At 72.1% G+C, this 26639-nt stretch carries 26 protein-coding genes and 1 tRNA gene; 8 read left to right on the top strand and 19 right to left on the bottom strand.

What is annotated here, in order from left to right:
- Positions 1-9: 9 nt before the first annotated feature.
- The 4 genes from HPC71_RS02340 to HPC71_RS02325 all read right to left on the bottom strand — a co-directional run bounded on the left by HPC71_RS02340 (position 10) and on the right by HPC71_RS02325 (position 3468).
- Entirely contained in the window at positions 10-1263 is a 1254-nt protein-coding gene (locus HPC71_RS02340) for an NAD(P)/FAD-dependent oxidoreductase (protein ID WP_171896021.1), read from the bottom strand.
- The gene (locus tag HPC71_RS02335) at positions 1260-1595 is read right to left on the bottom strand and encodes a non-heme iron oxygenase ferredoxin subunit (protein ID WP_171896020.1); all 336 of its coding nucleotides are present in this window, start codon (positions 1593-1595) and stop codon (positions 1260-1262) included. Before HPC71_RS02335 ends, HPC71_RS02340 begins: the two co-directional genes overlap by 4 nt.
- Before the next feature lie 174 nt (positions 1596-1769).
- Positions 1770-3227, bottom strand: coding sequence for an FAD/NAD(P)-binding protein (locus HPC71_RS02330; protein ID WP_216656519.1), 1458 nt, complete (start codon positions 3225-3227; stop codon positions 1770-1772).
- Positions 3228-3386: 159 nt separating this feature from the next.
- A tRNA-Tyr gene (locus tag HPC71_RS02325) sits at positions 3387-3468 on the bottom strand.
- A gap of 100 nt (positions 3469-3568) precedes the next feature.
- On the opposite strand from HPC71_RS02325, the gene HPC71_RS02320 reads away from it, so the two are divergent.
- Positions 3569-4060 (top strand): YajQ family cyclic di-GMP-binding protein, encoded by a 492-nt coding sequence (locus HPC71_RS02320; RefSeq protein WP_154612949.1) that lies wholly within the window; start codon positions 3569-3571, stop codon positions 4058-4060.
- 14 nt (positions 4061-4074) lie between these two features.
- Here the strand turns inward: HPC71_RS02320 and HPC71_RS02315 are convergent, their stop codons facing one another.
- The 4 genes from HPC71_RS02315 to HPC71_RS02300 all read right to left on the bottom strand — a co-directional run bounded on the left by HPC71_RS02315 (position 4075) and on the right by HPC71_RS02300 (position 7683).
- Positions 4075-4299 carry a hypothetical protein gene (locus HPC71_RS02315; protein WP_154613513.1) on the bottom strand — a complete coding sequence of 75 codons (225 nt, stop codon included), beginning with the start codon at positions 4297-4299 and terminating at the stop codon, positions 4075-4077.
- A gap of 177 nt (positions 4300-4476) precedes the next feature.
- Positions 4477-5451, bottom strand: a complete 975-nt coding sequence (arcC, locus tag HPC71_RS02310; RefSeq protein WP_171896019.1) for a carbamate kinase — start codon at positions 5449-5451, stop codon at positions 4477-4479.
- A gap of 1 nt (position 5452) precedes the next feature.
- Entirely contained in the window at positions 5453-6454 is a 1002-nt protein-coding gene (argF, locus tag HPC71_RS02305) for an ornithine carbamoyltransferase (RefSeq protein ID WP_154612947.1), read from the bottom strand.
- A 5-nt stretch (positions 6455-6459) separates the two neighbouring features.
- On the bottom strand, positions 6460-7683 hold the full coding sequence (locus HPC71_RS02300) for an arginine deiminase (RefSeq protein WP_154612946.1): 1224 nt from the start codon (positions 7681-7683) through the stop codon (positions 6460-6462).
- Between the two features lie 164 nt (positions 7684-7847).
- Between HPC71_RS02300 and HPC71_RS02295 the strand changes: the two genes are divergently transcribed.
- Positions 7848-9377: a YfcC family protein gene (locus HPC71_RS02295; protein WP_171896018.1), complete on the top strand. Its 1530-nt coding sequence runs from the start codon at positions 7848-7850 to the stop codon at positions 9375-9377.
- 29 nt (positions 9378-9406) lie between these two features.
- Positions 9407-10366, top strand: a complete 960-nt coding sequence (locus tag HPC71_RS02290; RefSeq protein ID WP_154612945.1) for a universal stress protein — start codon at positions 9407-9409, stop codon at positions 10364-10366.
- 57 nt (positions 10367-10423) lie between these two features.
- On the opposite strand, the gene HPC71_RS02285 is transcribed toward HPC71_RS02290, so the two are convergent.
- Positions 10424-12130, bottom strand: a complete 1707-nt coding sequence (locus HPC71_RS02285) for a GAF domain-containing sensor histidine kinase (RefSeq protein ID WP_154613512.1) — start codon at positions 12128-12130, stop codon at positions 10424-10426.
- 134 nt (positions 12131-12264) lie between these two features.
- Positions 12265-12942, bottom strand: a complete 678-nt coding sequence (locus tag HPC71_RS02280; protein WP_154612943.1) for a response regulator — start codon at positions 12940-12942, stop codon at positions 12265-12267.
- A 246-nt stretch (positions 12943-13188) separates the two neighbouring features.
- Here HPC71_RS02280 and HPC71_RS02275 point away from each other — a divergent pair, with 246 nt between their 5' ends.
- Both HPC71_RS02275 and HPC71_RS02270 read left to right on the top strand, forming a co-directional pair.
- The gene (locus HPC71_RS02275; RefSeq protein ID WP_154612942.1) at positions 13189-13422 is read left to right on the top strand and encodes a hypothetical protein; all 234 of its coding nucleotides are present in this window, start codon (positions 13189-13191) and stop codon (positions 13420-13422) included.
- Between the two features lie 254 nt (positions 13423-13676).
- The gene (locus tag HPC71_RS02270) at positions 13677-13871 is read left to right on the top strand and encodes a hypothetical protein (RefSeq protein WP_154612941.1); all 195 of its coding nucleotides are present in this window, start codon (positions 13677-13679) and stop codon (positions 13869-13871) included.
- A gap of 59 nt (positions 13872-13930) precedes the next feature.
- On the opposite strand, the gene HPC71_RS02265 is transcribed toward HPC71_RS02270, so the two are convergent.
- Genes HPC71_RS02265 through HPC71_RS02250 form a run of 4 tightly spaced genes read right to left on the bottom strand, consistent with a single transcriptional unit; the run spans position 13931 to position 17714 of the window.
- Positions 13931-14932: a sulfate/molybdate ABC transporter ATP-binding protein gene (locus HPC71_RS02265; protein WP_154612940.1), complete on the bottom strand. Its 1002-nt coding sequence runs from the start codon at positions 14930-14932 to the stop codon at positions 13931-13933.
- Positions 14929-15774 carry a sulfate ABC transporter permease gene (locus tag HPC71_RS02260; protein WP_171896017.1) on the bottom strand — a complete coding sequence of 282 codons (846 nt, stop codon included), beginning with the start codon at positions 15772-15774 and terminating at the stop codon, positions 14929-14931. The genes HPC71_RS02265 and HPC71_RS02260 overlap by 4 nt, the downstream gene beginning before the upstream one ends.
- The gene (gene cysT, locus HPC71_RS02255; RefSeq protein WP_154612939.1) at positions 15767-16606 is read right to left on the bottom strand and encodes a sulfate ABC transporter permease subunit CysT; all 840 of its coding nucleotides are present in this window, start codon (positions 16604-16606) and stop codon (positions 15767-15769) included. Before cysT ends, HPC71_RS02260 begins: the two co-directional genes overlap by 8 nt.
- 28 nt (positions 16607-16634) lie before the next feature.
- Entirely contained in the window at positions 16635-17714 is a 1080-nt protein-coding gene (locus tag HPC71_RS02250) for a sulfate ABC transporter substrate-binding protein (RefSeq protein ID WP_154613511.1), read from the bottom strand.
- A gap of 378 nt (positions 17715-18092) precedes the next feature.
- Between HPC71_RS02250 and HPC71_RS02245 the strand changes: the two genes are divergently transcribed.
- Together HPC71_RS02245 and HPC71_RS02240 are read left to right on the top strand one after the other, a co-directional pair.
- Positions 18093-19988, top strand: a complete 1896-nt coding sequence (locus tag HPC71_RS02245) for a 2-oxoacid:acceptor oxidoreductase subunit alpha (RefSeq protein ID WP_230083957.1) — start codon at positions 18093-18095, stop codon at positions 19986-19988.
- On the top strand, positions 19985-21112 hold the full coding sequence (locus HPC71_RS02240) for a 2-oxoacid:ferredoxin oxidoreductase subunit beta (protein WP_154612936.1): 1128 nt from the start codon (positions 19985-19987) through the stop codon (positions 21110-21112). The genes HPC71_RS02245 and HPC71_RS02240 overlap by 4 nt, the downstream gene beginning before the upstream one ends.
- A gap of 106 nt (positions 21113-21218) precedes the next feature.
- Here HPC71_RS02240 and HPC71_RS02235 read toward each other — a convergent pair whose 3' ends face one another.
- Complete coding sequence (locus tag HPC71_RS02235) at positions 21219-21617, bottom strand: hypothetical protein (RefSeq protein WP_154612935.1); 399 nt, start codon at positions 21615-21617, stop codon at positions 21219-21221.
- Between the two features lie 94 nt (positions 21618-21711).
- Between HPC71_RS02235 and rarD the strand changes: the two genes are divergently transcribed.
- Positions 21712-22623, top strand: coding sequence for an EamA family transporter RarD (gene rarD / locus HPC71_RS02230; RefSeq protein ID WP_216656518.1), 912 nt, complete (start codon positions 21712-21714; stop codon positions 22621-22623).
- 9 nt (positions 22624-22632) lie between these two features.
- On the opposite strand, the gene HPC71_RS02225 is transcribed toward rarD, so the two are convergent.
- The 4 genes from HPC71_RS02225 to nuoN form a co-directional block, all read right to left on the bottom strand.
- On the bottom strand, positions 22633-23652 hold the full coding sequence (locus tag HPC71_RS02225; protein WP_154613508.1) for a WD40 repeat domain-containing protein: 1020 nt from the start codon (positions 23650-23652) through the stop codon (positions 22633-22635).
- The gene (locus HPC71_RS02220) at positions 23645-23917 is read right to left on the bottom strand and encodes a hypothetical protein (protein WP_154613507.1); all 273 of its coding nucleotides are present in this window, start codon (positions 23915-23917) and stop codon (positions 23645-23647) included. Before HPC71_RS02220 ends, HPC71_RS02225 begins: the two co-directional genes overlap by 8 nt.
- A gap of 92 nt (positions 23918-24009) precedes the next feature.
- Positions 24010-25032: a polyprenyl synthetase family protein gene (locus HPC71_RS02215; protein ID WP_257866153.1), complete on the bottom strand. Its 1023-nt coding sequence runs from the start codon at positions 25030-25032 to the stop codon at positions 24010-24012.
- Complete coding sequence (nuoN, locus tag HPC71_RS02210; RefSeq protein WP_154612932.1) at positions 25029-26639, bottom strand: NADH-quinone oxidoreductase subunit NuoN; 1611 nt, start codon at positions 26637-26639, stop codon at positions 25029-25031. Before nuoN ends, HPC71_RS02215 begins: the two co-directional genes overlap by 4 nt.

Genomic DNA, 26639 nt, shown 5'->3' with positions numbered 1-26639 from the left:
CGGATCCGGCTAGCCGCGCAGGAGCTTGCGCAGATCTGTCGCGGGGTCGGCGAGCTCGGCGGGATCGACGGCGATGCGCCGGTCGATCAGGCGGCGGGCCGCCCGCACGGCGTTCGAGTCGTCGACTGCGACCGCGCCGATGACCTCGAACACCTCCGCCTCTCCACCCCTCGCCGGGCGGAGCGTGAACACGGAGAACGGTCCGTCGCCGATCTCGCCTCGGACGACGACCCGGTGCAGCGCGTCGGCTCCCCGCATCTCCCCCACGCCTTCGACGTGACGGTGGTAGCGGTCGGACCAGAACCAGTGGACCCCCTCGACCGGAGGGGTCGAGCCGAGGATCGTCGCGGCGGCGCGCTGCCCGTCGCGCTGGGCCGCCTCCCAATGCTCGGCGCGTGCATGGTTGCGGGGCCGGGCGCTGTCGCCGACGGCGAGCACGGCGGGGTGGCTGGTGACCTGCCCAGCGTCGACGACAACGCCGCGGTCGACCTCCAGGCCGGCAGCCTCGGCGAGTTCGGTGCTCGGCGCCATGCCGACCCCGATGAGCACGGCGTCGAACAGCCTGCTGTCGACCTCGCCCTGGAGCTGGGCGGCGATACCGGTCGAGGTCTCCTGGAGCGACTGCACGGTCGTGGTGACCACCTCCACCCCGTGGACGACGTGCTGGTCGTGCAGCCAGCGCGCGAGGTCGGGCCCGACCGCCGCGGCCATCGGCGGGTCGAGGGGATCGACGACGACCACCTCGGCGCCGAGCTCGAGGGCGGCGGTCGCGGCGGCCTCCGCGCCAATCAGGCCGCCCCCGACCACGAGCAACCGGGCTCCGGGGACCAGCAGCGCGCGCAACCCCTCGGCGTCGGTGTGATCGCGCAGCACGAACACCCGGGCGGAGTCGCTGCCGGGGATCGGCGGCCGGGTGGCGCGCCCTCCCGTGGCCAGCACGATGCGGTCGGCGGTGAACACCCGGCCGCCGGCGAGCTCGACCTCACCCTGGTCGGGGCGGACATCGGCCACCGTCGCGTTGCCGATCAGCTCGATGCCGTGCTCGGCGTACCACTCCGGCTTCTGGAGCGCGAGCTGCTCGAGGTCGCGGCCGCCAGCGAGGTAGTCCTTGGAGAGAGGCGGTCGGTCGTAGGGGAACTCCGCCCGATCGATGAGGACCAGCCGGCCGTCATACCCTCCGGCCCGCAGTGCGGCCGCAGTCGAGACGCCGGCGACGCCGCCACCGACGACGACGACCCCGCCATCAACCTCGCCATCCGTCACGGCGTCTCGTTGGGGTAGAGGTAGACGTTCCCGTCGACGACCCCGACCCGGTGGGGAACCGTGCTCTCCGTGGCGGGCATCCCCACGACCTGACCGGTCTTGAGGTTGAACTTCGAGGCATGCAGCGGGCACTCCACGAAGCCGTCCTCGACCCAGCCTTCCGCTAGTGAGGCGACCTCGTGGGTGCAGGTGTTGTTCAGCGCCCAGCACGCCCCGCTCTCGTCGCGCAGGATCGCGATGTCGTCCTCGGTCCCGGCAACCGCCGAGGGAACGGCGATCCCCCCGCCCTCGGGAATGTCATCGATGGATGCGACCCGGATGCCTTCACTCACTCTTCGTCTCCCCGTCTGCTCTCCGCCACGGCGCCAGATCGTCGCCGCCGACCAACGATCCCGGCAGTATACAACCAAACGTCTGGTAGGTTGACTGCTCACTCGCCGGCGTCGGACAAGGGTCTTGTCGACTCAGGCCCCGGGGGCACCCAGGCCCCGCAGCCCCAGGTCCGCTCAGCCTAGTGGGGTGCGGGCACACCGGGCCGCGACCGCGGCGAGGTCTCCGGCCAGCCGTTCGGCCTGCACACGGATCTCGGGGATCGCCGTGGACTCCCACAGCTCGCCGCGGCGCAGGGCCCCGAGGGTCCACACCGGCTGGAGCTCGCCGTCGGCCCCGACGAGCCGGCCCTCGGAGGTGGTCAGCCCGAGCCCGAGCGGGTCGGTCGTCGCCAGCGCGGGCCCGCCGTCAGCGCCCAGGAGCGAGTCGAGGACCGGGTTGCCCAGCGTGCGGACGTCGGAGCGGGGACCGGTGCAGTTGACGATCCAGGCGGCGTGGATCCGGCGGCCGTCGGCGGTCTCGACCTCGAACCCGTCGGCCGCCTCCTCGACCGCGACCACGCGCCCGGCGGCCACCTCGAGGCAGCCGTCTTCCTGCGCCTGCTCGACGACCGCGGCGGTGGTGGGCGGCATCCGGTGGCGGCGGACGCCCCAGTCGCCGGCGACCTCGCGCAGGAACCGCTCGCGCTCGCCGGTGGCGAGGCGGCCCCACAGCTCGGCGACCCGGTAGCGGATGCCGTCCACGGCCGGACGCCAGCTGCCCTGCGTGGCCTCCACCTCGCGCACGTGCGCGACCGCGGCGCCGCGGATCTCCTCCAGCGTGCTCCCCCAGCCCGAGACGTCCGGCACGACCTCGCCGAGATAGGACTCGGCGTGCGGCTGCGGCAACCGGCCGGCACGGGAGAGCGCGGCCACCCGGCGACCGGTGGCGCTCGAGCCGACCACGCTGACCGCGACGTCGACCATGGTCAGGCCGGTGCCGACGACGAGGACGTCCCCCTCGCCGTCCACCACCGCATCCAGTGCCCCGGGACGCCACGGGTCGGCGACGTACCGCTCCTGGGCCGAGAGGTCGCGCGGCGCCCAGTCGTCGCCCACGGTCGGCAGCCCGGTGGCGAGCACGAGGTGTTCGGCCTCGTGGGTCGAGCCGTCGGAGTCCGTGACGCGGACGCCGGCGCCGTCCCGCGCGACCGAGGTCGCGGCGGCGAGGACGTGGCGGACCACCAGTCGGCCCTCCACGGCCGCCAGCGCCTCGTCGAGGCGGGTGCGCAGGTAGCGGGCCCACTCCGCGCGAGGCGCGAAGAAGTACGGCGACGCGCCCTCCGCCAGGAGCCCCTCGGCGACGAGGTGGGCGACGAAGTCGAACCGGTCCTCGGGATCGACCGACATGCCGGAGGCCGGCACGTTGAGCAGGTGCCGCGGGTCGGTCGTGCAGAAGGCGGCGCCGTTGACCGGGCCGTTCGGGTCCAGCACGACGACCTCGACGCGGGAGCCCTCGGAGCCTGCCGCGAGGTGGCGGGCGAGGTGGAGCAGCACGAGCGAGCCGGCCGCGCCGGCTCCGACCACGACGAGCCGCAGCGGGGCGCCGGCCCCGTCGGTGATCGGTCCTGCCGTGGGCCCACTAGTTAAAGTCACGCGGCTTACTGTACCTAACGGACATGCTCCAGTCCCCGCGGGGCGCGCAGCGACCCGGGCAAGTGCCCTGGACCACCCCGGGCGGCGGCGCACCGGGGCCGAAATGCAGCGAACCCCCACCGGGGTGGGGGTTCGGCGCCTGGACTCTCTTCCATCCAGTGGCAGGTGAAGGATTCGAACCTTCGAAGGCAAAGCCGACGGATTTACAGTCCGCTCCCATTGGCCGCTCGGGCAACCTGCCGGGGTGCCGCGTCCGGGGGCCGATTGGCTCCCGGTGACGACGAGGAGAAACAATAGCGCAGGCGCAACGCCTGAGAAAAAACGTCACCCGGGAGGAACAGATGGCCGACTCGTCGTTCGACATCGTCAGCAAGATCGACCGCCAGGAGGTCGACAACGCCCTCGGCCAGACCGCGCGCGAGATCGCGACCCGGTTCGACTTCAAGGGCACCAACGCAACCATCGAGTGGTCGGGCGACCAGGTCATCGAGATCAGCGCGTCCGCCGACGACCGCGCCAGCGCGGTGCTCGACGTGTTCAAGGGCAAGCTGGTCAAGCGCGACGTCTCGCTGAAGGTGCTCGACGCCTCCGAGCCGCGCCAGTCCGGGCAGTCCTCCAAGATCACCGTCACCCTCAAGGAGGGCATCTCCTCCGAGGACGCCAAGAAGATCTCCAAGCTGATCCGCGACGAGGGCCCCAAGGGCGTCAAGGCGCAGATCCAGGGCGACGAGCTGCGGGTCTCCTCGAAGAAGCGCGACGACCTCCAGGCGATCATCGCGCTGGTCAAGCAGCAGGACTACGACTTCGCGGTGCAGTTCACCAACTACCGCTGACCCGGCGAACCCCTCTAGGAGCGGTACCGGGCGCCCCCCACGGCCCGGTCCCCGCGCGGGACCCCGGGCACGGCTCCCCCGTCGTGGTTGGCGTACAGGTCACGCGGACACATGTCGTAGGAGTGGTGCGCCGCCGGGTCGAACCAGCCCACCTCCGCGTCCCACACGAGGGCTTCGGAGCAGTGGCGGCAGGTGCTGCGGGGGAGCGGGCCCTGGTGGATCCGGACGAGCAACGTCATGCCGCCACGCTGGCCGGGCCCGCGGCCGGGGTGGAGGTGCTTCGGTCAACCGGGGAGGGGGCCCTTCGCCCCGGGCCCGGGGCATCTGGCCCCCGCCCCGCCGCCGGCCCGCCCGGCGGACGCACGAGGGGTGGACGCCCGCCGTGCGGACGCCCACCCCTCTGTTGCCGGGACCGGTCAGGACACCGCCAAGCGCAACCGGTCCGGGTCCTTCGGGGGCTGGCTCGGCAGCCCGTCGTACGTGCCGTCGGGCGTGATGATCGTGCCGGCCTCCCCGCGGAGGATCGCCGGCCCGTCCTCGAGCCGGCCGATGGCCGCGATCCCTCCGGTGAGCTCGACGAACCGGCACACCGCCTCGACCTTCGGCCCCATCGAGCCCGCCGCGAAGTCCAGGGCCCGCAGGCTCGCCGGGGTGGCGCGCAGCACGGGCTCCTGCTCGGGTGTCCCGAAGGCCTTCATCACGTTCGGGACGTCGGTGAGGATCATCAGGACGTCGGCGTCGAGCGCCTCGGCCAGCACCGAGCTGGTGAGGTCCTTGTCGACGACCGCCTCGACACCGTCGAGCTCGCCACGCTCGTTGCGGATCACCGGTACGCCGCCACCGCCGGCGCACACCACGATGGCCCCGCTCTGCAGCAGCATCCGGATCAGCCGTGTCTCCACGACCCGGTGCGGGCGGGGCGAGCCGACGACCCGGCGCCAGCCCGTCCCGTCCGGCTTGACCGCCCAGCCGCGCTCGCTCGCGAGCCGCTTGGCCTCCTCCTCGGTGTACATCTCCCCGACGAACTTGGTCGGGTCGGCGAACGCCGGGTCGGCGGCCTCGACGAGGGTCTGGTTGATGATCGCCGCGACCTGCCGGTTCGGCAGCTCGTTCTGCATGGCCTGGAGCAGCCAGTAGCCGATCATCCCCTGCGTCTGCGCGCCCAGCACGTCGAACGGGTAGGGCGTGGTCAGGCGGGGATCCGAGGCGCTCTGCAGCGCGAGCACGCCGACCTGGGGCCCGTTGCCGTGGGTGAGCACCAGCTCGTGCTCCTCCGCGAGCGGGGCGAGCGCCCCGACCGCGGCGCGGACGTTGTGCTCCTGCACGTCGGCGTCCGGCTTCTGGCCGCGTTGCAGGAGCGCGTTGCCACCCAAGGTGGCGATGACCCTCACCTCAGCCCCCCAGCGTGGCCACGAGCACGGCCTTGATCGTGTGCATCCGGTTCTCGGCCTGGTCGAAGACGATCGAGTGCCGGGACTCGAAGACCTCGTCGGTCACCTCGAGGGCCTCCATCCCCGTCTCCTGGTAGAGCTCCTCGCCCACCTTGGTGTGGCGATCGTGGAAGCCCGGGAGGCAGTGCATGAACCTGACCTTGGGGTTGCCGGTGGCCTTCACCACGTCCATGTTGACCTGGTAGGCCTTGAGCAGGTTGATCCGCTCTGCCCACAGCTCCTTGGGCTCGCCCATGGAGACCCACACGTCGGTGTAGAGGAAGTCGACCCCCGCCACCCCCGCCTCGACGTCGGCGGTGTGGGTGATCCGAGCGCCGGTCTCGTCGGCGATGGTGCGGGCCTGGTCGATGATCGCGGAGTCGTTCCACTGCACCTCCGGCGCGACGATCCGCACGTCCATGCCCATCATCGCGCCGGTGACCAGCAGCGAGTTGCCCATGTTGTTGCGGGCATCGCCGAGGTAGGCGAAGGAGATCTCCTCGTCGTGCTTGCCGCTGTGCTCGCGCATGGTGAGCATGTCGCAGAGCATCTGGGTGGGGTGCCACTCGTCGGTCAGGCCGTTCCAGACCGGGACGCCGGCGTAGGCGGCGAGGGTCTCGACGTTCTTCTGGGCGGCGCCGCGGTACTCGATGCCGTCGTACATCCGGCCGAGCACCCGGGCGGTGTCCTCCATGGACTCCTTGTGGCCGATCTGCGACCCGGTCGGGTCCAGGTAGGTCACCCGGGCGCCCTGGTCGAAGGCGGCGACCTCGAAGGAGCACCGCGTCCGGGTCGAGGTCTTCTCGAAGATGAGCGCGATGTTCTTGCCCCGGAGCCGGGGCTGCTCGGAGCCGGCGTACTTCGCCTGCTTCAGCTCAGCCGCCAGGTCGAGCAGGAACCTCCACTCCTTGGAGGTGAAGTCGAGCTCGCGGAGGAAGCTGCGGTTCCTCAGGTTGAAGGCCATGGTCCTCAGATCCCTTCGCGCTCGATGGGGCAGGACATGCACCGGGGGCCACCGCGGCCGCGGCCGAGCTCGTTGCCCCGGATGGTGATGACCTCGATGCCCTTCTTGCGCAGGTAGGTGTTGGTGGTGACGTTGCGCTCGTAGGCCACGACGACGCCGGGACGGATGGCCAGGGCGTTGCAGCCGTCGTCCCACTGCTCGCGCTCGGCGGCGTGGACGTCCTGGGTCGCGGTGAGCACCTGGATGTCCTTGAGGCCGAGGGCCCGGGCGATCGCCTTGTGCATGTCCTCGGGCGGGTGGGGGGTGACCTTCAGCTCGGGCTCGGAGTCACCGGGCTCGATCGTGTACGACGGGAGCATCCCGAGGCCGATGTACTTGGTGAAGGTGTCCTCGGAGAGCTGGGTCATGACCGTGTCGAGGTGCATGAAGGCCCGGGACTTCGGCATCGAGATCGCCACGACCTTGGTCGCGGCCCCGGCCTGAAACAGGCGGCGGGCGAGCCGCTCGACGCCCTGCGGGGTGGTCCGCTCGCTGACGCCGATGAGCACCGCACCGCGGCCGATGACGAGGATGTCGCCGCCCTCGGTGGTGGCCGCGCCGTTCGCCGCCCCCTCGGCCCAGACGTTGAACGAGGTGTCCGCGAAGAGCGGGTGCCAGCGGTAGATCGCCTCGTAGTGCACCGTCTCCCGGGCTCGGGCGCGCTTGCGCATGGAGTTGATGGAGACCCCGTCGTAGATCCAGGCGGAGGTGTCACGCGTGAAGAGGTGGTTCGGCAGCGGCGGCAGCAGCAGGTCGTCGAGCTCGAGGGCGTGCACGACCAGGGAGGCCGGCTCCTCGACCCGTTCCAGCAGCTCGCGCTTGGTCATCCCGCCGATGAGGTACGTCGTCAGCTCGGCGTCCTCCATGCTGTCGAAGGCCTGGTGCAGGCTCGCCATGGCGATCGGCCCGTAGACGAGCTCGTTGAGCGACTGCTCCAGGACGAACTTCCTGGCCTCGGGGATGGCCAGCGTCTGGGTCAGCAGCTGGTCCAGCAGGTGCACCTTGACGCCCTGCTCCCGCAGCATCTCCGCGAAGCCGTCGTGCTCGAGCTTGGCGTTCTTGACCCACAGCACGTCGTCGAACAGGTACTCGTCGTGGTTGCTCGGTGTGAGCCGCTTCAGCTCCAGGTCCGGGCGGTGGAGGATCACCTGCTTCAGGCTGCCCACCTCGGAGTCCACGTGCAGGGTCATGGCCGGTTCCTCTCGGTTGACGTCATGCCCCCACCGTGCGCTCGCAGGCCTTGCCCCCGGACGGGCAGAAGGTCATGGGGCGGCGGGTCAACCGGCAGGTCCGGGGCACGCGGCGTCCCGGCTTCGGTGGAGAGGTCCACGTCGGAAGCGACCGAAGGAACGCCATGGCTAAGCACGCGGCAGAAGAACCCGTCACGCCGTCCACCGAGCCCGAGTCCGAGGAGCCGCGCGGGATGCGGTTCCCCAGCGCCTTCACGGTGCTGTTCCTCGTCACCATCGCGGTCTGGCTGCTGGCATTCGTGATCCCCACCGGCGCCTACCGGAACGAGGACGGCGCCCCGGTGCCCGGGAGCTATGAGCGGACCGACGATCCGCTGACCTTCGGCGGGCGGCTGATGCAGCTGTTCATCGCCCCGGTCAACGGCCTCTACGGCGTGATGAACGACGAGGGCTTCATCGGGCCCTACGAGTCCGGCGAGCTCTACGGCGCCGCCGGCGTGTTCCTGTTCGTGCTCGCGATCGGCATCTTCATCACCATCTCGATGACCACCGGGGCCATCGACAACGGCGTCGCGCGGATCGCCCAGCGGATGAGCCACCGCGGCCCGGTGCTCATCGCCGTCTTGATGGTGCTCTTCTCGATCGGCGGCACGACCGAGGGCATGGCCGAGGAGACCCTGGGCTTCTACGCCCTGGTCATTCCCCTGATCCTGGCCCTGGGCTACGACCGGCTGGTCGCGACGGGCGTGATCATGGTCGGCGCCGGCATCGGCGTGCTGGCCTCGACGGTCAACCCGTTCGCCACCGGGGTCGCCTCGGACTCCGCGGGCATCTCCATCGGCGACGGCATCGGCTTCCGCCTGCTGATGTACGTCGTGCTCGTGCCGATCGGCATCTGGTGGGTGCTGCGCTACGCCAAGCGGGTCAAGGCCGACCCGAGTGCCTCCCGCGTGAACAGCGTCGAGGGCGACGAGGAGCTCCGGACCAGCGGGCTCGGGGATGTCGCCGAGCTCACCGCGCGGCAGAAGCTGGTGCTCACCATCATCGGGCTGACCTTCGCCTTCATGATCTTCGCGATCGTCCCGTGGGCCCAGATCATCGACGGGCCCAACGCCGAGAGCTACGCCTGGCAGCTGGACTGGTACTTCCCCGAGCTCGCCGCGCTGTTCCTCGCCATGTCGCTGGTGGTCGGGCTGATCGGCGGCCTGGGCGAGAAGGGCCTGACCGACTCCCTGGTCCGCGGCGCCGGCGACTTCATCGGCGTCGGCCTGATCATCGTGCTGGCCCGCGGCGTCACCGCGATCATGAACAACGCCGAGATCACCGGCACGATCCTGAACTCGATGGAGGAGCTGGTCAGCAACACCGACTCCGGCGTCTTCGGGGCGGTCATGTTCCTCATCAACCTGCCGCTGGCGTTCCTCGTGCCGTCCTCCTCCGGGCACGCCGCGCTGGCCATCCCGATCCTCGCGCCGCTGGCGGACTTCGCGGGCGTCAGCCGGGCCATCGTCGTCACCGCCTACCAATCCGCTTCGGGCGTGGTCAACCTGATCACCCCGACCTCGGCGGTCGTCATGGGCGGCCTCGCGCTCGCCAAGGTCCGCTACGACCAGTACCTCCGGTTCGTGCTGCCGCTCATCGGGATCCTGATCGTGCTGTGCATCGTGATGATCGCCGCCGCGGCGTCGTTCTGAGCGAGGGTCGGTTCGGCGGCCGGCGCGTCATGCCCCACCTGCGCTCGACGTACGCACGCACGGGGGACGCGGTGGCCGGCTCCTGCCCGCCCGTGGTGGTCGGGATCGACGGCTCGCCGGGCACCGAGGGCGCCGTGCGCGCCGCCGTGGCCGACGCACGCCGCCTCGACGCCCCGCTCCACCTGGTCCACGTGGTGCCGGACCGCTTCGCACTGGCCGCCGTGGACGCCCTGGTCGGCGCGGACCTGGTCGGGCGCGGCGCGTCCGTCCTCGCCCCGGCGGCGGCCGCCGTGGCGAGGACCGCCCCCGACCTCGAGATCGGGACCGAGCTGCGGCGCGGCACCGTCGCCGGCGAGCTCGCCGGGGCCGGCGAGACGGCGGCGGCGGTGTACATCGGTCGCGGCAGCCCGTCGTCGATCGGCGTGCTCGCCGGCCGGGCCGGCACCGCGACGGCCGGCCGCGCGCCGTGCCCGGTGGTGAGCGTGCCGGCGACCTGGTGGCCGGGCCGGTCCCGCGGCGGCGTGGTCGTCGCCCTGAAGAGCGCCGCCGGCGCGCCGGAGCTGTTCGCCGACGCCTTCGCCGAGGCCGACTCCCGCGGGGACCGGCTGGTGGTCGTGCACTCCTGGCGGCTCCCCGACGTGTACGACGACATCGTCACCGCCCGGGTCGGGCGCACCGAGCCCGGGCGGCGCGCAGCCGCCGCGCTCGAGGTGCTCCTCGAGGAGTGGCGGACCAGCTATCCCGCGGTGGAGGTCGAGCTCCGGGTCGTGCACGACCACCCCGCCGCGGCCCTGGTCGAGGCCTCCGCCGACGCCGACCTCCTCGTCCTGGTCCGCCGCACCCACGGGCTCGGCGGCGCGGGCATCCTCGGCGGCACCGCCCGGGCGGTCCTCCGCGACGCGCGGTGCCCGGTGCGGGTGCTCCCGACCGAGGGCATGACCGCGGTCCCGGGCCTGGTGGTGGAGCAGGCGGGCGACCTCGTGCGGTGACCGCCTCGCGCTCGAGGACGTGCACCCCACCCCGGCCGTGCGCGTCCTCGAGCGACGTCAGGACCCGGGGACCTGCCACTCGAGCACGGTGCCGTGGGGGTAGACCGGGGTGAGCCGGAGGCGCCCGCCGCGCCGCTGGGCACGTCGGCGGACGTTGGCGAGCCCGCTCTCCTGGACGCCCTCCGGGATGCCCGTGCCGTCGTCGGTCACCCGGACCAGGACCTCGTCGAGGACGCTGACCTCCACCTCGCACGTCGAGGCGTTGGCGTGACGGACCGCGTTGGACAACGCCTCGCTCAGCACCGCGAGGACGTCCGGCAGCAGGTCGCTGCTGATCGCCGAGCGCACCGGTCCGCGGAACCGCAGGGTCGGGCGCAGCTTCATCGTCCGCGCGGCCCGCTCGACCAGCTCGACGATGGCGGCCCGGGGATCGTTCACATCGTCGCGCGGGGTCCCGAGGCTGAAGATGGTCCGCCGGATCGCGCGGATGGTCGTGTCGATGCCGTCGGTCGCGCGGTCGAGCCGGCGCTCGATCTCCTCCGCGTCCCGGACCCAGGAGATCCCCTGGAGCTCCAGGCCGAGCGCGAAGAGCTGCTGGACGACCATGTCGTGCAGGTCCCGCGCGATCCGCTCGCGGTCCTGGAGCACCGCGAGGCGCTGCTCGTCCTTGCCGGCGCGCGCCACCCGCAGCACCAGGGGTGCCTGCCGGGCGATCGTGGCGGGCAGGGTGGCGCGGTCCTGCCCCGCCTCGGGGTCCTCGGGGTGGGGCCGCCACACGAGGGTGATGACGACGTCGTGGCCGACGGCGTCCCCGAGGGGCACCACCAGGGCCGGCCCGACCGGCTCGAAGCCCAGCACCGCGGCGGCGCCGGCCGCGTCCGGGTGCGCGGCGAGGCTCTCGACCTCCACGGGGAGCCCGGAGCGTACGGCGGGGATCGCCAGGGCCGCGCCGAGCTCGAGGTCGACCATCGCGGCGGGGTCCTCGATGCCCGAGACGACGCGCAGCCGCAGGTCCGCCTCGTCGGCGCCGGCGACGACCCACGCCGCGTCGGCATCGGCCATCTCGCGGACCCAGTCGACGAGCACCTGGAGCGCCGGGTCGTCGGCGCCGTACCGCAACAGGTCCGAGGCCGCCGAGAGCCAGCCCTCGCGGCGGGCGACCTGCTCGCGCAGCCGGGCGTTCTCGATGACGACGCCCGCGGCCCCGGCGAGCGCCGAGGCGACGCGCTGGTCGGCCTCGGTGAACGAGGACCCGAGGACCTTCCCCGTCAGGCGCAGGCTGCCGAGGACCTGCTCGCCGACGAGGATCGGGGCGTGCACCGAGGGCATCGTCGGCCACCGCTCGGTGCCGGGGCGCTGACCACCCCGGGCGCCGGCCTCGGGAGCGGCCGCCAGGTCCTCGGCCCAGTCGCGCGGCGGATCGGTCGCCCCGGAGTGGTCGGGGGCCCCCGGGTCGGCGCTGCCCGCGACTCCGTGAGGGGTGAGCCAGAGGCGCAACGGTCGCTGCTCGTCCCCGCCGAGCAGCGTGAGGGTGCCGTCCTGGGCGCCGGTCAGGTCGCGCCCCGCGAGGAGCAGCCGGCCCAGCGTGTCGTCGAGAGACCCTCCCGTGGACAGGCTCGACACGGCCTCGAGCAGGACCGTCCAGTCAGCGGTGCCGGCGGCCGGGGCCACGGTCGCCGCGACGCGCATCAGGTCCTCGAAGCTGGGCTGACCTCCCCAGGGCCAGTCCGGGGTCTCCTCGTGTCCAGCCGAGCTGAATCGCATGCACGCTCCCTCGCGTGAGTCGAACGACGATGTCACACCCCCCACACGGCTGAGCCCTCTGTCAGGTCATGCCTCGGCCAGCGGTCAGGCCTGCGGTTTCCCCCGCCCCCGGTGCCCGTTTCCGGCTCGCGCCGTCACCACGGGTCGGCCTGCCGGTGGGTGTCGATGATCGCCGCCTGCGTCCGCGAGGTCACCCCGAGCTTCCCGAGCATCGTGGAGACGTAGTTCTTCGTCGTCTTCTCGCTGAGCCCGAGCCGGGTCGCGATCTGGCGGTTGGTCAGCCCCTCCTTGACCAGCTCCAGGACCTGGCGCTCCTTGGGCGTCAGGTGGCGGGTCAGCGGGTTGACCGGCGGTCCGTCCCGCAGCCGAGCGAGCACGCGGGCGGTGAGCGCCGGGTCGAGCATCGACTGGCCAGCTGCCACGCGGCGCACGGTGTCGGCCAGGTCGGCGGCCTTGACCTCCTTGAGGACGTAGCCCGCCGCGCCGGCCATGATCGCCGCGAAGAGCGCCTCGTCCTCCTCGTAGGAGGTCAGCATCAGGGCCGCGATGCCCGGGTCCACCGACCGGACCTGCCGGCAGACCTCGACCCCGGTGCCGTCCGGGAGCCGCACGTCGAGGATGGCCACGTCGGGCCGCAGCGCGGGGATGCGGTGCGCGGCCTGCTGGGCCAGGCCCGACTCCCCGATGACGACGATGTCACCCTCCCGCTCGAGGAGGCTGCGGATGCCGTACCGGACGACCTCGTGGTCGTCGAGCAGGAAGACCGTGATCGGTCGCTGAGGGTCGGTCGAGGGGTCCGAGAGCTCCGCCATTCGGTCAACGTACGTGCAACCTGACCTGGTTCACCCTGGGATGTCGACTATTACTTTCGGGACTTTGGTCCCTGGTGACCGGGCCCCGCGACCTGCTCCGATCCAAGCTCCCCGCCGGTGTCGGCCGGACGGGGCCGCCCGACCGGCCCGGAAGTCATCCCCCACTATGCCGTTGGTCTCTAACCCGCCGCCCTCGGGCGGCCCCACGGTGGACGGACTCCTCCAATCCATCGAGGGAGAGCGAGCATGGACGCCGTCACCCATCGCCGGCACATCATCGAGGTCGCCGAGCGGCTCGTCATCGAGTTCGCCGGGACGCTGCCCCCGGGCCAGGTCCTCCGCACCGTCCACCGGGCGAACCGCCTGGTCGTGCACAGCGTGACCGACGAGCAACGTGCTGTCGACCTCTGCGAGTCCATCGCCCGGCGTCTGATCCGCGACCGGTGTGCCGAGGTCGGGCACCCCTCGGCCCCCGCGTGACCCCCGCCCGGACCGCCGGCGGTCCCTGACTCGGACCCCGGGGGTCCGCCTCGCCCGCAGGGCGAGCCCCACACGGGGGTGGCGCGTCGCCGCGCGCAGCCCCATGCCGGCCGTGGCGCCCTCCGTCCCCCCATCCGGGAGGGCGCCACGGTCTCTTATCCCAGGGTCCGACGCAGGGTCCGGGGCCGATGGTCACACCCCGGTCCGGCCAGCAGTCCCTCCCCGGCCGGAGCCGTCCGCCCGAGGGTCGTTGCATGACCATCCTCAGGACCACCAACGGCCGGCTCCCCCGCAGCACCGTCGGGTTCCTGGAGCGACACAGCCGCTTCGGCGCGGCGATGACCCTGGTGGTGCTGGTGCTGGTCGGCGCCGGTCTCGGCGGCGCGACGGGCGTGCTCCTGACCCGGCTGGTCCAGGTGCTCCTCGGCTTGGTGTCCGGCGACGGCTGAGAAGGGTGGACGCCCGCCCGAGCCGGGTGCACGGCTCGGGCGGGCGCCCGGTCTGGGGGTCAGCCCGCGACGGGCTCGCCCTCGGCGAGGGCGGGCGTCGGGCTCGCGACCGCGGTCGCGCCCTCCGCGGGGACCAGCCAGACGGTGGCCCCCGCCTCGAGCCCGAGCGCGCGGGCGTGGGTGCGGGTCATCACGACGGTGACGGGTGCGTCCTGGCCGGCCACCGCGACGGCGACCCGGACCTCGAAGCCGACCCGCAGCAGCCGCGTGATCGTCCCCTGGAGCGCGCCGGGGGTCGGGTGCGTCGCGACCTCGATGTCGTGCGGACGCAACCGGACGTCGCCCAGCCCGGTGACCTCGCCGAGGAAGCCCATGACGAAGTCGTTGGCGGGCTCGTCGTAGAGCTGGTCGGGGCTCCCGACCTGCTCGACCCGCCCCTCGTTCACGACCACGATCTCGTCGGCGACCTCGAGGGCCTCCTCCTGGTCGTGGGTCACGAAGACCGTCGTCACGTGCACCTCGTCGTGCAGCCGGCGCAGCCAGTCGCGCAGCTCCTTGCGCACCTTGGCGTCCAGGGCGCCGAAGGGCTCGTCGAGCAGCAGCACGCTCGGCTCGATCGCCAGCGCGCGCGCCAGCGCCATCCGCTGCCGCTGCCCGCCGGAGAGCTGGGAGGGCAGCCGGTCGGCGAACGCGTCGAGGTGGACGAGATGGAGCAGCTCCTCGACCTTGGCCTTGATCTCGGCCTTGGGCTTCTTGCGGATCTCCAGGCCGAAGGCGACGTTGCGCGCGACCGAGAGGTGCTTGAACGCCGCGTAGTGCTGGAACACGAAGCCCACGTTGCGCTTCTGCACCGGGAGCCGGGTGGCCTCCACGCCCTCGATCACGACCGAGCCCGAGTCGGCGGTCTCGAGGCCGGCGATGATGCGCAGCAGCGTGGTCTTGCCCCCGCCGCTCGGCCCGAGGAGGGCGGTGAGCTGGCCGGTGGGGAGGGAGAGGTTGATGTCCTGCAGGGCGACGAAGTCGCCGTAGCGCTTGTTGACCCCTGACACGTCGATGCTCATGACTGCCTTTCGAACGCACGGTGACGGGTCCCGCGTGCGCGCAGCACGAAGACCACGAGGATGGCGAGGACGGACACGCTGGCGAGGAGGAACGCCACGGCGTACGCCCCCTCCTGGTCGAAGTTGAGGTACTTCTCCTCGACCGCCAGGGTCGCGGTCCTGGTCTCGCCCAGGACGTTTCCCGAGACGACCTTGACCGCGCCGAACTCGCCCAGGGAGCGGGCCAGCGTCAGCACGACGCCGTAGATGACCGCCCACTTGATGCTCGGCAGGGTGATCCGCCAGAAGGTCTGCCAGCCGCTGGCGCCCAGGCTCTGCGCGGCCTGCTCCTGCTCGGTGCCCAGCTCGTGCAGCACCGGCACGACCTCCCGGATCACCAGCGGCAGGGACACGAACGCGGTGGCCAGGACGATGCCCGGCGTCGCGAAGACGACCTGCAGGCCCCAGCCCTCGACGGTCGGCCCGAACCAGCCGTTGCGGCCGCCGTACACGAGCATGAGGGCGAGGCCCACGACGATCGGCGAGACCGAGAGCGGCAGGTCGATCAGCGCGCTCAGCACGCGCTTGCCGGGGAACTCCTTGCGCACCAGCAGCATCGAGATCGTGACGCCGAAGACGGTGTTGATCGCCGTCGCGATGACCGCGGCCACGGCGGAGAGCCGCAGCGCGTGGATCATGTCGGGGTCGGCGAAGATGTCGCTCAGGGCCTGCGTGCCGTTCGCGAAGGTGTTGGTCACCACCAGGACGACCGGCCACGCGACGAGCAGCACGAGGTAGACGACGACGAAGGCCCGCAGGAGGTACGTCGTCGGGCCGGCAGTGGCGCGTCGGGTCTCAGCCACGGCGGGCCACCCGTCGCTGGAGCAGGTCGAGCGCGACGATGACGAGCAGCGAGATCACCAGCAGCACGGCCGCGATGGAGGTCGCGGCCGCCCGGTTGTCGTTCTCGATCGCGCTGAGGATCCGCACCGAGGTCACCTCGGACTTGAACGGCAGGTTGCCCGAGAGCAGCACGAGCGAGCCGTACTCCCCCACGGCCCGCGCGAAGGAGAGCGCGGCACCCGCGGCGATCGCCGGCGCCAGGCTGGGCAGGACGACCCGGCGGAAGATGGTGGCGCGGCTCGCGCCGAGCGAGGCCGCGGCCTCCTCCACCTCCAGGTCGAGCTCCTCGAGCACCGGCTGCACCATCCGGACCACGAAGGGCAGGGTCACGAAGAGGAACGCCAGGTAGATCGACCACTCGGTGTTCGCCAGGTGCAGCCCGAGGGGGCTGTCGTTGCCGTAGAGCGAGAGCAGGACCAGGCCCGCGACGATCGTGGGCAGCGCGAACGGGATGTCGATGACCAGCTCGAGGAGCCCCTTGCCGGGGAACCTGTCGCGCACCAGGACCCACGCGATGGCGGTGCCGGTGACGACGTTGGCGAGCGTGACCGCCGCGGCTGCCGTGACGGTGATCCGGATGGCCGCGGCCGTCTGCTCGTTGGTGATGGAGCGCCAGAACTCCGCCCATCCACCCGAGGACGCCGTCACCAGGACGGCGGTCAGGGGGATGAGCACGAGCAGGCTGAACCAGAGCATGGAGACGCCGAGACCGATCCCGGACGCCATGGTGAGGTTGTGGTTGACCAGGGTCGGCCGGGCACGACCCGGCCGACCCTCGAGCGCGACAGTCATTGCACCCTGTCCTGTCGTCTCGACGCTGCTACGAGCTGGCCTTGCCGGACTTCGCGATCGCCTCGGTGACGATGCCCAGCGGGTCGCCGTCCTCACCGGTGCCGAACAGCTTGTCCGCAACGCCGCTCCAGTCGCCGCCGCCGAAGTTCCCCTCGAGGGTCAGCAGGTTCGGCACCGCCGGGAAGGGGTCCTCGGGGTCCGGGGCGCCCTCGATGTCGCCGGGCTCGAGCCCGACGGCCGCCCAGTCGACGGCGCCGGGCTCGGCGGTGTTGACCGGGCGGAAGCCGGTGAGCGCGAACTGGCGCTGGCCCTCCTCGCTGAGCACGAAGTCCAGCCAGTCCTGCGCGACCGGGGACGCATCCTTCAGGACCGCTCCGGGGTTCTCGATGAGCAACGTGGTCTCGGGGATCACGTAGTCGAAGCCCTCGCCGTTCTGCGCGGCCAGGATCGCCTCGTTCTCGTAGGCCAGCAGCACGTCGCCGTTGCCCTGGAGGAAGCTCGTGGTGGCGTCGCGGCCGGAGTTGGCCAGCGAGACGACATTCGCGAAGAGCTTGTCGACGAACTCGGTGGCCTCCTCGTCGGAACCGCCGTTCTCGGTGATGTGGCCCCAGGCGGCCAGCGCGTTCCAGCGCGCGGCGCCGGAGGAGGCCGGGTTGGCGGTCACGATGCCCACGCCGGGCTTGACCAGGTCGTCCCAGCCCTGGATGTCGAGCGGGTTGCCCTCACGGACGCCGAGGACCACGACCGAGGTCGAGACGATGCCCTTGTTCTCGCCCTGGTTCCACGCCGGGTCGACGAGGTCGGCCTCGACGAGGCGGTCGACGTCGGTGGCGACGGAGAAGTGGACGTAGTCGGCGTCGAGGCCGTCCGCGACGGCACGGCTCTGGTCGCCCGACGGGCCGTACGACGTCTTGAACTTCACGCCGTCACCGGCGTCGGTCTTCGTGAACTCCTCGGCGATCGCCTTGTTGGCCGCTTCCGGCACGGCGAAGCCGACGATGCTGACGGTGTTGCCGTCGTCCGCCCCGTCGGCATCTCCACCACAGGCGGCCAGTCCCAAGGCCAGCACCCCCGCGGCGACACCGGCCGCGGCAACCTTGATCTTCATGTCGTCCCGACTTTCTTCCGTGACCCAGCGAACCCAGGTCAGTTGCTTATGTCGAGCAGGCTACGTCACTTAACAGAGAAACAGCGTTATCGATCACTGTGTCGCGACTCACTGGTCTGGTCCAGCTCCAGCGACGGACACGGCTTCGGATGCACGCCTGCGGTCTCTATCGTGGAGAGGTCGCGTCGGGGTCCGGCCGAAACTGGAACGTGTTTCAGTTCTGTTCGTTGAGCCCTACGATCGACTCCGCCAATGGACGTGCGTCGTCCGACTACACGCAGCAAGGGAAGTGGGCGCGAGGTGTCCAGCCAGGTACAGAAGCAGGTCAAGCAGCTCGACCGCGTGATCATCCGGTTCGCCGGTGACTCCGGTGACGGCATGCAGCTGACCGGTGACCGGTTCACCCAGGAGTCGGCCGTCTTCGGCAACGACCTGGTGACCCTGCCGAACTTCCCGGCCGAGATCCGCGCCCCCCAGGGCACGCTGCCCGGCGTCTCGTCCTTCCAGGTGCACTTCGCCGACCACGACATCCTCACCGCCGGCGATGCCCCCGACGTGCTGGTCGCGATGAACCCCGCGGCGCTCAAGGCCAACGTCGGCGACCTGGCCAAGGGCGCGACGATCATCGTCGACACCCACGACTTCAGCGGCCGCAACCTGACCAAGGCCGGCTACGACTCCAACCCGCTCGACGCGCTGGGCGACGCGAACGACCCGCTGGGCGACTTCGCGGTCCACCCGGTGGACCTCACCGGGATGACCGTCGCCGCGGTCAAGGAGTTCGGCCTCTCCCGCAAGGACGCTGCGCGCGCGAAGAACATGTTCGCCCTCGGGCTGCTCTCGTGGATGTACGGCCGCCCCACCGAGTCGACCACCGCGTTCCTGAACAAGCGGTTCGCCAAGGTTCCCGCGATCCGCGACGCCAACATCACCGCCTTCAAGGCGGGCTGGAACTTCGGCGAGACCACCGAGGCCTTCGCGGTCTCCTACGAGATCAAGCCGGCCCCGGTCTCCCCGGGCACCTACCGCAACATCTCCGGCAACCTCGCGCTGGCCTACGGCCTGGTCGCGGCCGGCGTGCGGTCGGGCCTGCCGGTCTTCCTCGGGTCCTACCCGATCACCCCGGCCTCCGACATCCTCCACGAGCTGAGCAAGCACAAGGCCTTCGGCGTCACCACGTTCCAGGCCGAGGACGAGATCGCCGGCGTCGGCTCCGCGATCGGTGCCTCCTTCGCCGGCCACCTCGGCGTCACGACCACCTCCGGCCCGGGCATCGCGCTGAAGTCCGAGGCGATCGGCCTGGCGATCATGACCGAGCTGCCGCTGCTGGTCGTCGACGTCCAGCGTGGCGGGCCGTCGACCGGCCTGCCCACCAAGACCGAGCAGGCCGACCTGCTCCAGGCGATGTTCGGCCGCAACGGCGAGGCGCCGATGCCGATCGTGGCCCCGCAGTCGCCCGGCGACTGCTTCGACGCCGCCCTCGAGGCCGCCCGGATCGCGATCACCTACCGCACGCCCGTGATGCTGCTCTCCGACGGCTACCTCGCCAACGGCTCCGAGCCCTGGCGGATCCCCGAGATCGCCGACCTGCCGGTCATCGAGCCGGACTTCGCCACCGAGCGCAACCACGTGGTCAAGGAGGCCCGGACCCTCGAGGACGGCACGGTCACCGAGGAGGAGAAGGACTTCTGGCCCTACCTCCGCGACGAGGAGACGCTGGCCCGCCCGTGGGCCGTGCCCGGCACCCCCGGCCTCGAGCACCGCATCGGCGGCCTGGAGAAGGGCGAGGGCCACGGCAACATCTCCTACGACCCCGCCAACCACGACTTCATGGTCCGCACCCGCCAGGCCAAGGTCGACCGGATCGCTGAGTCCCTGCCGCCCCTGGAGGTCGACGACCCCTCGGGCCGGGCGAAGGTGCTCGTGCTGGGCTGGGGCTCGACCTACGGCCCGATCGGCGCCGGCGTACGCCGCGTCCGCAAGGCCGGCTACGACGTCGCCCAGGTCCACCTGCGCCACCTCAACCCGTTCCCCCAGGACCTCGGGGAGATCCTGAAGCGCTACGACAAGGTGCTCGTGCCCGAGATGAACCTCGGCCAGCTCTCGCTGCTGCTGCGCGCGAAGTACCTCGTCGACGCCGTCGGCTACAACGTCGTCCGCGGCCTGCCGCTGAAGGCGGCCGAGCTCGCCGAGGCCATCGGCGGCCTCGTCGCCGACGCCGAGGGGATCACCGTCGACCTGTCCACCACGACCGCGGAGGAGACCTCCCGATGACCGCCCTCTCGTCCGGCACCGAGCTGCCCTTCCCGGGCCTGCGCTCGGGCGTGGAGCTGGTGCCCACCACCGACCAGCCCCAGACCGGCAAGGAGTACACCTCCGACCAGGAGGTCCGCTGGTGCCCCGGCTGCGGTGACTACGCCGTGCTCAAGGCGGTGCAGGGCTTCCTGCCCCAGCTCGGCCTGCGCCGGGAGAACATCGTGTTCGTCTCCGGCATCGGCTGCTCCTCGCGTTTCCCGTACTACCTCGACACCTACGGCATGCACTCGATCCACGGTCGCGCGCCGTCGATCGCGACCGGCATCGCCACCGCCCGCGAGGACCTCTCGGTCTGGGTCGTCACCGGTGACGGCGACGCCCTCTCCATCGGCGGCAACCACCTGATCCACGCGCTGCGCCGCAACGTCAACATGACGATCCTGCTGTTCAACAACCGGATCTACGGCCTGACCAAGGGCCAGTACTCCCCCACTTCCGAGCCGGGCAAGGTCACCAAGTCCACCCCGATGGGCTCGGTCGACCACCCCTTCAACCCGGTCTCGCTGGCCCTGGGCGCCGAGGCGTCCTTCGTCGCCCGCACCATCGACTCCGACCGCAAGCACCTCACCTCGGTGCTCTCCGCGGCCGCCGCCCACCGCGGCACCTCGCTGGTCGAGATCTACCAGAACTGCCCGATCTTCAACGACGGCGCGTTCGACGCGATCAAGGGCCAGGGCGACTTCAAGGACGCCGGCCAGGCCGACGCGATCATCCCGCTCGTCCACGGCGAGCAGATCCGCTTCGGGGCGCCCGGCGAGGACGGCCTCGGCTCGAAGGTCGTCGTCCGCGACCCCGCCACCGGCTCGGTCCGGGTCGCGCAGGCCGCCGACGTCGAGGAGTCCGCGATCCTCGTCCACGACGCCCACGACCCCGACCCGTCCACGGCGTTCGCGATCAGCCGGCTCACCGCGGCCGACTACCTCCACCAGGCGCCGATCGGGATCTTCCGGTCCGTCGAGCGTCCGACGTACGACGACCAGGCCCGCGCCCAGGTCGCCACCGCCCGCCAGGCCGTCACCGGCGAGCCCGACGACCAGCTCGCCGCGCTGATCGGCTCCGGCGACACCTGGACGGTCGTCTGACCAGCAGCACCACGCACGAAGCACGAAGGGTCCCCGCCCGAGAGCGGGGACCCTTCGTGCTTCCAGCGGCGTCCGAGCGGTGCTAGCGCCGCCGGCTTGAGCAGGCTCAGTAGTAGGTGCGGACGATGCAGAGCTTCGGCGAGAACGAGGTCTTGTACTTCTTGCTCGAGGGGGCCTTGACCTTGTAGCAGACCTTCTTGGCGCCCTTGCTCGGGCCGTTGACGCGGACCCGGTAGCTGCTCTTCGCGTCGGTCTTGAACGTCTTCCAGTTCGACCACTTCTTGGCGCCGCCGGGCTTGCGCATCATGACGAGCTTGGCCTTCGGGTAGCTGCCGGTGAGCACCTTGCCCTTGATGAAGAACTTGTTCTCCTTCGGCTCGATGCCCTGGGCGCGGATCTCGCGCTTGACCTTGTCCGCGGCGGTCGCGGGGGCCGCGAGCGCCAGCGGCGAGGCGGCCATGACGACCAGCGCGATCAGGCTGGCGACGAGACGGTTCATGCGCATGGGGTGGATCTCCTCCAGAGGGGGGTGCGGGGACGGAACCACCCATCTGCCCCCAACGGCCGAGGCGCAAACCCCCCGGCCTATCGTTCGACGCGTGTCGAACGCGCGCCGGGGACTGCTGCTCGGCGTGGCCGCCTACACCCTCTGGGGCGGGTTCCCGCTCTACTTCCCGCTGCTGGAGCCGGCCGGGGCCGTCGAGGTCCTCGCGCACCGGATCCTGTGGTCGGCGGTCACCATGGGCCTGCTCGTCCTGCTGCTCGGCCGGGTCTCCCACGTGCGGGCGCTGGTCCGCTCCCCGCGCACCCTGGCGCTGCTGACCGTCGCCGCCCTGACCGTGAGCATCAACTGGGGCACCTACATCTGGGGCGTCACCAACGACCGCGTCGTCGAGGCCTCGCTCGGCTACTTCATCAACCCGCTGGTGACCGTGCTGATCGGGGTCTTCGTCCTCGGCGAGCGGCTGCGCCCCGCGCAGTGGGGGGCGGTCGGCGTCGCGTCGGCGGCCGTCGCCGTGCTGACCCTCGACTACGGGCACCCGCCGTACGTCGCGCTGGTCCTGGCCTTCTCCTTCGCCGCCTACGGCCTGACCAAGAAGACCGCGAACGTGGGGGCCGTGGAGAGCCTCGCCGTGGAGACCGCCGTCGTCGCCCCGCTCGCCCTGGCGTACGTCGCCTGGCTGGTCGCGACGGGCGCGTCCGGCTTCGCCCAGCACGGCTGGGGCCACTCGCTGCTCCTGATGAGCAGCGGCATCGTCACCGCCATCCCGCTGATCGCGTTCGGGGCGGCCGCGACCCGGGTCCCGCTGGTCACCCTGGGGCTGCTGCAGTACCTCACGCCGGTGCTCCAGTTCGCGCTCGGCGTGGCGGTCTTCCACGAGGAGATGCCGCCCGCGCGGTGGGCCGGCTTCGGGCTCGTCTGGCTCGCGCTGGTGATCTTCACCGTCGAGGCCAACAACCACCGGCGTCGGCAGCTGCGCCTGGTCGCGACGACCAGCACCGCGGCCTGACCCCGCCCGTCACCGGGACGGGTCGGGACCGGCGGGCAGCTCGAAGGTCGTCGCGGTCGGTCTGCCCGAGGCGACGTCCCAGCCGCGCACGCCGTCGTCGGCGGCGACCGACCAGAGCGTCGCGCCGTCCGGCGCGAAGGCCACCGCCCCGGGCTCGCCGGCGTGGCCCGTGAGCGTGCGCGTGCGGCCGGGCCCGCCGAGCGCTGCGGGGCGCCACAGCCGGACGGCGGTCGTGTCGAACGCGGTCACCGCCACGCTCCGCCCGTCGGGGGCCACCGCCGCCTCGTGCAGCCGCACCCCCGGCAGCTCCTCGACGGGCTCGAGCCCCGGCAGCCGCCACACGGTCGGCGCCTCGGCCGGTCCCGGGCCGACCAGGTGGCGGCCGTCGGGGGTCCAGGCCACCGCGCCGTTGCGACCGGAGTCCGCGACGGCCGCGACCACCGCCCCGTCCTCGATGCTGCGGACCTCGACCGGTCCCCCGCCGGCGAGGGCGAGCAGCGAGCCGTCGGGGCTGAACGCCAGGGCATGCGGGGCGTACCCCGCGGTGAACGCCACCCGCTCGCGGCCGTCGTCGACCGACCAGACCCGCACGGAGCCGTCCAGGCCCGCGGCCGCGACCAGCGCGCCGTCGGGGCTGTAGGACACCGCGGCCACCGGGGAGCCGTCGGTGACCTCGGCGTCGGCGAGGCCGCGCAGGGTCCGCACCGGCGCACCGTCCTCGAGCCCGACCAGCACCACGGCGCCGCCGTCGACCGTGGCGAGGGTGGACCAGTCGGGGGCGACAGCGACCTGGGCCCGGTCGGGGTCCCGGGTCAGCCGCCCGGCTCCGGTGTCCCAGGTGCACAGGGCGTCCCAGCAGTCGGCGAGCACCCGCCCGCCGTCCGGGCTGACCACGAGGTCGTCGGTCGCCACGAGCTCGAAGGGCACGTCACCCACGGTGGAGCCGCCCGGGCCGGGCTCGTCGTCCCCGCAGCCGCCGAGGAGCAGCAGGAGGGCCAGGGCCGGCGCGACGGCTGCGGGCCTAGGCACCGGCGGGCGCGATCGGGACGACGAACCAGGCCTCGGCCCCGCCGACGAGGCCGCCGAACCACCCGCCGACCCCGGCGTCGGTGCCGGTCACGTCGTCGGTGTGGGTCCCCAGGTCCTCGGCGAAGCTGGACGCGGTGTCGGCCAGGGCCTCGACGGCGGTGTCCCAGGAGCTCCCGAGCTCGCCGAGGTGGGCGACGCAGTCGGCCCCGGGGACCGCATCGGCGGCCCGCCGCATCTCGGCCGGCACCACCTGCAGCTGGCTCATCGGGGCCCCTCCTCACGTCGAGTCGAGGGCACCCTTCCCGTCGACGCTCCCGGGAAACGCCGAGCGCGCACGCGGGCCGCGGTCGGTCGCGGTCAGGCGGAGCGGACCGCCACCGCGTCGGCGAACGCCTCGAGGGCGGCGCGGACCGGGCCCTCGGGCAGCACGGACAGCAGTGCCTTGGCCTCGGCGGCGCGGCCGACGACGTACCTCCGCGCCTCGTCGAGCGCCGGGTGCGCGCGCAGCAGGCCGAGGGCCTCGGCGTGCAGCGCGTCGTCGGAGAGGTCGGCGTCGAGCAGCTCGTGGAGCCGCGCGTCGGCGGGGTCGCTGGACGCACGCGCCATCAGCACCGGCAGCGTCGGCACGCCCTCGCGCAGGTCGGTGCCGGGGGTCTTCCCGGACTCCGCGGAGTCCGAGGCGATGTCGAGGATGTCGTCGGAGAGCTGGAAGGCCGAGCCGACGATCTCGCCGTACGCCGTGAGGGCCTCCTCGACCTCGGCGGAGGCCCCGCCGAAGCGGGCACCGTAGCGCGCGGAGGTCGCGATGAGCGAGCCGGTCTTGCCGGCGACCACCTCGAGGTAGTGGGCGAGCGGGTCCTCGCCCGGGCCGGGCGGGACGGTCTCGAGGATCTGCCCCTCGACGAGCCGGCTGAAGGTCTCGGCCTGGATCCGCACCGCGTCCGGGCCGAGCTGCGCGGTCAGCTCCGAGGAGCGGGCGAAGAGGAAGTCGCCGGTCAGGATCGCGACGTGGTTGTCCCAGCGGGCGTTCGCGGAGTCCGCACCGCGCCGCAGGGCGGCCTCGTCCATGACGTCGTCGTGGTACAGCGAGCCGACGTGGGTGATCTCCACGACGCAGGCCGCGGTGAGCACCTCCTCGGCGAGCGGGTGCGGCCCGGCCTCGGCGGCCAGGAGCACCAGCAGCGGGCGGAACCGCTTCCCCCCGGCGTCGAGCAGGTGGCTCGCCGCCTCGGTGACGTAGGGGTAGCGGCTCTGCACGTGGGCGTACAGGGCCTTCTCGACCTCGACCATCCGCTCGCGCAGGCGCGCCTGGAGGGCCGGGTCGGTGACCGGCAGGGCGAGACCCGCGGACGAGTCGCCCGCGGTCGTTCGGGAGCTCACCTGATGAAGTCTCCCGCACGGGCCGCGAGATCGAGAACCGGGCCCGGCACGACGCCGAGGACGACGGTCGCGACGACACCGGCGGCGATGGTCGCCGAGGTCAGCAGCGACGGCGTCGTGACCGACGCCAGCTCGCCCGGAGCCGCGCCCGCCGCGCCCTGGGGCTCGGCGAAGAACATGATCCGGATGTAGCGGACGTAGAAGAAGACCGCGATGATGCTCGACGCGATCGCGGTCAGCACCACCGGCCACGCGCCGGCCGACATCGCGACCGTGAAGACCGCCCACTTGCCGACGAAGCCGGCGGTCAGCGGGATCCCGGCCATGGAGAGCAGGTAGAGGCCGAAGGCCCCCGCCAGCCACGGCGAGCGGCGGCCCAGGCCGGCCCACCGGTCGAACTGGGTGGCCTCGCCGTTGGAGTCGCGCACCAGCGTCACGACGGCGAACGCGCCGAGCGTGGCCACGCCGTACGTCGCCAGGTAGAACAGCACCGCCTGGAGCGAGGTGACCTGGCCCTCGGCCAGCTCGCCGGAGGCCTGCACGCCGAGCACGCCGGTCAGCAGGAAGCCGGTGTGGGCGATCGAGGAGTAGGCGAGCATCCGCTTCACGTCGGTCTGGGCGACCGCGACGATCGCGCCGACGAGCATCGTGAGGATCGCGATGACCCACATCATCGGCTGCCAGCTCCAGCGGTCGGCACCGAAGGCGACGTAGAACAGGCGCAGCAGCGCACCGAACGCCGCGACCTTGGTGGCCGCGGACATGAACGCGGTGAGCGGGGTCGGGGCGCCCTGGTAGACGTCGGGCGTCCAGCCGTGGAAGGGCACCGCACCGACCTTGAACAGCAGGCCGACGGCGAGCATGCCCATGCCGACGAGCAGCAGGCCCTGGTTCGCGGTGTCGTTGCGGACCGCCTCGGCGATGGCGGCGAACTCCATCGACCCGGCGAAGCCGTAGACCAGCGCGACGCCGTAGAGGAAGAAGCCGGAGGAGAACGCGCCGAGCAGGAAGTACTTGAGCGCGGCCTCCTGGCTGAGCAGGCGCCGGCGCCGGGCCAGGCCGCAGAGCAGGTAGAGCGGCAGGGAGAGGACCTCGAGCGCGACGAACATCGTCAGCAGGTCGTTGGAGGCCGGGAAGAGCATCATGCCGCCGACCGCGAAGAGCATCAGCGGGTAGATCTCGGTGTGCTCCCACCCGCGGGTGGAGACCTCGCGCTCGGCATCGGTGCCGGGGAGCGCGGCGGCCTGGCCGGCGAAGGCCGACACCCCGCCCTCGAGGCGGCGCTCGGCGAAGAGCGCCACGCCGCCGAGGGAGAGCAGCAGGACCAGGCCCCACAGGTAGACGGTGGGCCCGTCGACGACGATCGTGCCCCCGGCGGTCAGCAGGCCGCGGGCGGCGCCGTCGGCCACCTCGTCGAGGTCGGTGGCGACCCAGATCGTGGTCGCGAGCGCCGCGAGGAGCACGACGGCGGTGAGCAGCACCTGCACGAGCCGGCGCCGCTCGCGCGGGAGGAAGGCCTCGGCCAGCACGCCGAGGCAGGCGCCGCCGAGGACGATGAGGAGCGGGGCGAGCTCGGCGTACTCGATGGTCGGCTTGACGAAGTCCAT

The organism is Nocardioides marmotae (assembly GCF_013177455.1).
GTDB lineage: Bacteria > Actinomycetota > Actinomycetes > Propionibacteriales > Nocardioidaceae > Nocardioides > Nocardioides marmotae.
Note: the sequence above shows the minus strand (reverse complement) of the source record. Positions and strands in the feature narration are given on the sequence as shown.

Coding starts and splice junctions, on each gene's coding strand:
- HPC71_RS02320 (WP_154612949.1), top strand. CDS start 3,569: ATGGCCGACTCGTCGTTCGACATCGTCAGCAAGATCGACCGCCAGGAG.
- HPC71_RS02315 (WP_154613513.1), bottom strand. CDS start 4,299: ATGACGTTGCTCGTCCGGATCCACCAGGGCCCGCTCCCCCGCAGCACC.
- argF (WP_154612947.1), bottom strand. CDS start 6,454: ATGGCCTTCAACCTGAGGAACCGCAGCTTCCTCCGCGAGCTCGACTTC.
- HPC71_RS02300 (WP_154612946.1), bottom strand. CDS start 7,683: ATGACCCTGCACGTGGACTCCGAGGTGGGCAGCCTGAAGCAGGTGATC.
- HPC71_RS02295 (WP_171896018.1), top strand. CDS start 7,848: ATGGCTAAGCACGCGGCAGAAGAACCCGTCACGCCGTCCACCGAGCCC.
- HPC71_RS02290 (WP_154612945.1), top strand. CDS start 9,407: ATGCCCCACCTGCGCTCGACGTACGCACGCACGGGGGACGCGGTGGCC.
- HPC71_RS02285 (WP_154613512.1), bottom strand. CDS start 12,130: ATGCGATTCAGCTCGGCTGGACACGAGGAGACCCCGGACTGGCCCTGG.
- HPC71_RS02280 (WP_154612943.1), bottom strand. CDS start 12,942: ATGGCGGAGCTCTCGGACCCCTCGACCGACCCTCAGCGACCGATCACG.
- HPC71_RS02275 (WP_154612942.1), top strand. CDS start 13,189: ATGGACGCCGTCACCCATCGCCGGCACATCATCGAGGTCGCCGAGCGG.
- HPC71_RS02270 (WP_154612941.1), top strand. CDS start 13,677: ATGACCATCCTCAGGACCACCAACGGCCGGCTCCCCCGCAGCACCGTC.
- HPC71_RS02265 (WP_154612940.1), bottom strand. CDS start 14,932: ATGAGCATCGACGTGTCAGGGGTCAACAAGCGCTACGGCGACTTCGTC.
- cysT (WP_154612939.1), bottom strand. CDS start 16,606: ATGACTGTCGCGCTCGAGGGTCGGCCGGGTCGTGCCCGGCCGACCCTG.
- HPC71_RS02250 (WP_154613511.1), bottom strand. CDS start 17,714: ATGAAGATCAAGGTTGCCGCGGCCGGTGTCGCCGCGGGGGTGCTGGCC.
- HPC71_RS02245 (WP_230083957.1), top strand. CDS start 18,093: ATGCAGCTGACCGGTGACCGGTTCACCCAGGAGTCGGCCGTCTTCGGC.
- HPC71_RS02240 (WP_154612936.1), top strand. CDS start 19,985: ATGACCGCCCTCTCGTCCGGCACCGAGCTGCCCTTCCCGGGCCTGCGC.
- HPC71_RS02235 (WP_154612935.1), bottom strand. CDS start 21,617: ATGCGCATGAACCGTCTCGTCGCCAGCCTGATCGCGCTGGTCGTCATG.
- HPC71_RS02220 (WP_154613507.1), bottom strand. CDS start 23,917: ATGAGCCAGCTGCAGGTGGTGCCGGCCGAGATGCGGCGGGCCGCCGAT.
- nuoN (WP_154612932.1), bottom strand. CDS start 26,639: ATGGACTTCGTCAAGCCGACCATCGAGTACGCCGAGCTCGCCCCGCTC.